Source organism: Megasphaera sp. UBA4382 (assembly GCF_002391155.1).
GTDB classification, from domain to species: domain Bacteria; phylum Bacillota; class Negativicutes; order Veillonellales; family Megasphaeraceae; genus Megasphaera; species Megasphaera hexanoica.
Window position 1 is genome coordinate 8,427 of the sequence record NZ_DGRS01000067.1, and the last position, 5,046, is coordinate 13,472.

The 5,046-nt window shown below is 51.4% G+C and carries 5 protein-coding genes; 1 reads left to right on the top strand and 4 read right to left on the bottom strand.

The window, feature by feature from the left end:
* A partial coding sequence (locus tag B4H10_RS08170; protein WP_292017870.1) for a 30S ribosomal protein S2 occupies positions 1-134 on the bottom strand: 134 nt, incomplete at its 3' end.
* A 306-nt stretch (positions 135-440) separates the two neighbouring features.
* On the opposite strand from B4H10_RS08170, the gene mobA reads away from it, so the two are divergent.
* Positions 441-1,118, top strand: a complete 678-nt coding sequence (mobA, locus tag B4H10_RS08175) for a molybdenum cofactor guanylyltransferase (RefSeq protein WP_075581094.1) — start codon at positions 441-443, stop codon at positions 1,116-1,118.
* Positions 1,119-1,224: 106 nt separating this feature from the next.
* Here the strand turns inward: mobA and B4H10_RS08180 are convergent, their stop codons facing one another.
* The 3 genes from B4H10_RS08180 to B4H10_RS08190 form a co-directional block, all read right to left on the bottom strand.
* Positions 1,225-2,202: a ubiquitin-like domain-containing protein gene (locus tag B4H10_RS08180; RefSeq protein WP_292018613.1), complete on the bottom strand. Its 978-nt coding sequence runs from the start codon at positions 2,200-2,202 to the stop codon at positions 1,225-1,227.
* A gap of 95 nt (positions 2,203-2,297) precedes the next feature.
* Positions 2,298-4,418 (bottom strand): polyphosphate kinase 1, encoded by a 2,121-nt coding sequence (gene ppk1 / locus B4H10_RS08185; protein ID WP_292018614.1) that lies wholly within the window; start codon positions 4,416-4,418, stop codon positions 2,298-2,300.
* 3 nt (positions 4,419-4,421) lie between these two features.
* The coding region (locus B4H10_RS08190) for an HD domain-containing protein (RefSeq protein ID WP_292018615.1) at positions 4,422-5,046 on the bottom strand (625 nt) is incomplete at its 5' end.

Genomic DNA, 5,046 nt, shown 5'->3' on the forward strand with positions numbered 1-5,046 from the left:
TTCTGCAGGTCGATGATGTAGATGCCATTGCGTTCCGTGAAGATGAACCGTGCCATCTTAGGGTTCCAACGGCGGGTCTGATGACCGAAATGTACGCCTGCTTCTAATAATTGTTTCATTGATACTACTGCCATAATTGTGATTCCTCCTGTTTTTTCCTCCGCCCGGTCATCACTTGTGAAAACCGCGCAAACGGCACAGTTACAAGCTCGACGGTGCGTGTGTATTTTGAACCTTTCATATTATATCACAAGACGTATAGGGCCACAAGCTTTTTTTGCGACTTCGCCATTCAAGTTTTTATGGATAAATACATGACAATATGGTAAAATAATTGTATATTGTCTTCTGGGTGCAGATGTCCCGGACGGAGCAGTACCCTTGCCGTGAAGACATAATAGTAAGGCCACAGAAAGGACTATTTTAAGGAGGTACGGCTCATGTTTGAACAAATGGAAACCCTGCAACCTGTCATCTTAGCTGGCGGCGATGATTCCCGTATGGGATACAACAAGGCCCTGGCTTCGTTTGAAGGGACGACACTGATTGAAACGATTTACACCCTGCTCGATTTCGTCTTTGACAAATCTCCTATGGTCGTAACCAACGACAAGGCTATTTTCAAGGACATCGACTGTCTGAAAGATGCCCTCATCGTAGAAGACGTGTATAAAGGCGCCCAGACACTGGGGGCTGTAGCAACGGCCTTCCAGTATACCGATGCGGAAAATATCTTCGTCATCGGCGTCAACATGCCTTTCGTTTCCGTTCCCATGATTGAAAAGATGTCCTTCCACATCCAGGCGGCCGATGCCGTCGTTCCCGTCCAGGATGGAACCGACATCTGTCTCCATGCCGTGTATAACCGCCGGCTCATGCCTCTCATGCGGAAGAAAATCGTCGAAGGCAATCACCTTCTCCACTCGTTCTTCCCCCAGATCGACCTGGTACAGATCCCGGTCCGCAAGGATAAGCAGGAAGATGCCATATTCTTCGATGTCCACACACCGATGGACCTCAAGATGGCCGAAGAACAGTACGAATCAATCAAGGAAACGGAACCGGAAGCATTCCAGCCCCTTCTGGAAACAGATCCCATAGCTCTCAAAAAAGACTGATCATAAAAATATACGCGCCCTATAAGCGGATGCAGACAGGCGCTGCAGGATCTCTTGTTACGATCTTGCAGCGCCTGTTTTTTGTCCCGCCGGTGCGGGAACAGCGTTATTCCAATATGTAGACCAGCACAGTCCGGCGTCCGAACTGCATGCACTGGTTATAATCGAGCATGCACAGGTCCACCCGGTTCCCCAGGATATCACTGCCCGTATCTTCCGCCCGGGCAATACCGTAGCCGGGGATGTAGACTGTCGTGCCTAAGGGGATGACGTTGGGATCGACGGCAATTTCACCATAGCGGGCACGCGTCCCCATCTTGGTGATGCCTTCGCCGTTGCCATCAGTCGGCAGATAGGCCGTGGCAACCATCGTATAGACAGCTTTGTACTTGGATATGGTGCCCGTATTGATTTCTACCGTTTCCTTCGTGCCTACGTGGCGGATGAGCGGCTGCATTTCTGCCACCAGTGTCGTAGAAATGTGCTCTTTGCCGACGACCTGACCATCGAGGCTGACCAGATAATTCTTGACTGTCTTGCGGCCATTGACCCCCTGCTGCAGGATTTGTTCTTCGCCCTGTCCCAGCGTTTCGTCCGGGATACTTTCTATCGCATAGGGAACGACTTCGTCTTCCGTGATTTCCTTGCGGGACAATACGCCCACCCTGATGGTCATGTTTTCTTTGACAGGAGCCGATACATCTTCATATGCCCGGTAGTTCTCACTATCGTACCCGGCCTGTTCGACTGCTTCCTGCACCGTCTTTTTCGCAGTGCGGATGGTCTTTTTCTGATTCTTATATTCTATCGTCACCGGTACGGCCCGGCGCACAGTCGCCGTCGTCCCTTCTTTCAGCGTATCGGTCGAAAGCTCTACTTCGTCATGATGACCGAGGGAAATATTGTTTTCCCGCAGGAGCGCTTCCGCATTGATCGCATGGGTATAGACGGTATGCGTCCGGCCGTCTGCTTCTATGGTCACTGCCCTGCCCCGGTCCACGAACCCCGTCAGAGATACCAGTACCAGCAAAGCAATCAGAGTCACATACATGCGCGTAATACGCTGGGAAATACGTTTTCTCATCCATATCCTCCTTATTTCAAATACACCATTCTCTTGATTTTATCAGAAAGTGGGGGCATATGTCAAAATAAGGCCGGATTTGTAACTAAAATGTGTCATTTATCCCCAGAAGTCCGCCGGAGCACCCTGGTCTTGATATCTTTTTTCTGCAGCTGCCGCGTATGTTCTTCCGCTTCTCTCTGCAGCATCGCCTGTGCATGAACGGGTTCTCCTTTACGCGTATCAGCCAGATAGTGGTATGTCCCGTCGCTGTTCATGGCATACGCCTTGACGTTATCATTGAAGTACAGATTCAGGATGCCCTTAACTCGTTCCTTATGAGGTTCGTATTCGACCGGCGTCATCAGTTCTACCCGTTCGTTCAGATTCCGCGGCATCCAGTCTGCCGACGAAATGAACACGTCTTCTTTGCCATTATTATAGAAGTAAAAGAGGCGGCTGTGTTCCAGATATCGTCCTACGATGCTGTGGACTTCGATATTATCACTGAGGCCGGGTACTTCCGGACGGAGTACGCAGATACCACGGACGATGAGCTTGATTTTGACGCCAGCCTGCGACGCTTCATAGAGGCGGGCGATGACTTTCTTATCAAGGAGCGAGTTCATCTTGGCGATGATCAAAGCTTTCTTCCCTTGCCGGGCCCAGGCCGTTTCCTGATCGATTTCTTCATAAATCCGCTGACGCAGATTGAGCGGAGCTACGGCCAGTTTGTTCCAATATGGAGGATCGGAATAACCGGACAGGAGGTTGAAGAAGGCCGAAGCATCGACGCCGATCAGCGGGTCGGAAGTCAGAATACCGACATCCGTATAGATGCGGGCCGTCTTGCCGTTGTAGTTCCCCGTCGCCAGATGGACATAGCGTTTGATGCCGTCTTCTTCGCGGCGCACGACGAGGGTAATCTTGGAATGGGTCTTGAGGCCCATGATACCGTAAATGACGTGACAGCCGGCTTTTTCCAGCTTCGCCGCCATGTGGATATTATTTTCTTCATCAAACCGTGCCTTAACTTCCATGAGGACCGTGACCTGTTTGCCGTTTTCCGCAGCCTGAGCCAGAGCCGCAATAATCGGCGACTTGCTGCTGACCCGGTATAAGGTCTGCTTGATGGCCAGGACACTGGGATCGGTCGCAGCCAGGCGGACGAAGTTTTCGATAGTTTCAAAGGTTTCATACGGGTGATGGACCATGATATCGCGCTGCGAAATAGCGGTCCACATATCCGGAGCATGGAGGTTTTCTAATTCGTACGCCGGCTGCGGGAAAGCCGCTGCATAGCGCAGATAGTCGTAGCCTTCGATACCCGTGAAGGAGAAAAACACCTTGCAGTCCAACGGTCCGGGGATCATGTACACATCGCGGTCTTCCAGAGACAGTTCGGTCATGAGCAGGGTCTTCACCATACGGCTTGCCGAAACGGCCAGTTCCAGACGGACGGCAGCACCTTTTTTCCGCTTTTTCAGCGATTTGACAACTTCTGCCAGGAGATCTTCCGCATCATCGTCAATATCCAGGTCGGCATCGCGGGTCACGCGGAATGGCGTGACTTCCAGGATTTCACAGCCCAGGAAGAAACGTTCAGCAAAGGTACTGAGCACGTCTTCCAGGAAGAGGAACTGCTGTGGTCCCGTTTCGCCCGGCACTTTGATAATCCGATTGATGACCGACGACGGTACGGGCAGGATAGCTGTCTTGACGCTGCTATCCCCTTCGCGGCGGCGCAGGAGGACAGCCAGGTTGAGGCTCAGACTGGAAAGGAAGGGGAACGGGTGGCTCGAATCGACGGCCATCGGCGTGACGACCGGGTAGATTTCCCGTTCAAAGAAATTTTCCAGCCATAACTGCTGTTTTTCATTCAATTCAGACGGCTTGATGAAATACAGGCCTTCGCCACGCAAGCGGTCGCGCAGGTCATTCAGATAGGCATACTGCTGCCGTACCTGTTCGTGTACCATCTGTTCGATAGCTGAAAACTGTTCCTGCGGCGTCATGCCGGCAATATCATGGTGCGGCACGCCGCTTTCGATGAGATGCTTGACACCGGCCACGCGGATCATAAAGAATTCGTCGAGATTCGATGCGCTGATGGCCACAAAATTGAGCTGTTCCAGGAGCGGGTTCGACGGCACTGCCGATTCGCGCAGCACCCGTTCATTGAATTTGATCCACGTGCATTCCCGGTTCAGATAGTTCTGGGGGTTTAAAAAGTCCACTCATCACACCTGCCCTTTCAGTAATCGGGGAGTAATACCGAATATTTCTTCAAAATTCCGGCTGGCCTGAATAAACGACCACCGTTCGAGAGAAATATCCAGTTCCGACTGATAATACAATCTGAGTTCCTTGTCGCCTAAAACGGCGCGAATCTGCTTGATTTTTCCCGTATGACTCTTATCGATAGCATCTGCCAGGGAAAAGATAGCCTGCAGTTTAGAAATCAATACTTCCAGTCCCGGCGTTGGATTCCGGTCAACCCAGTCCGCATGTTCTGAAGGCATGTACGGGTCAATATAGGAAGCGACGCTGGCGACGATTTCTTTTTCTTCGTCTGTAATACTGAATAAATCAGTCTGCCGGATCAATTCGTACGAACAGACACGATGCTTGCGCATGTTGATGAATTTACCGGTTTCGTGCAAAATAGCAGCCAGCCGCAGCAGATAGCCCGTATGATAAGCAAGGCCACAGCGTTGATACAGAGCCTGGAAAATTTTTGCAGCATACGATTCGACGCGAGCCGAATGATCCGGATTATACAGGTAGCGGCCGGCGATGGTCCGGGCCAGGTCAAGCAGCAGTCCCCGCTGGTGATTCACATAGGGATCTGCTGTCTGTTCGGCT

Bases quoted from the DNA above. Each gene is read 5' to 3' on its own strand.
- mobA (WP_075581094.1), top strand. From the start codon at position 441: ATGTTTGAACAAATGGAAACCCTGCAACCTGTCATCTTAGCTGGCGGC.
- B4H10_RS08180 (WP_292018613.1), bottom strand. From the start codon at position 2,202: ATGAGAAAACGTATTTCCCAGCGTATTACGCGCATGTATGTGACTCTG.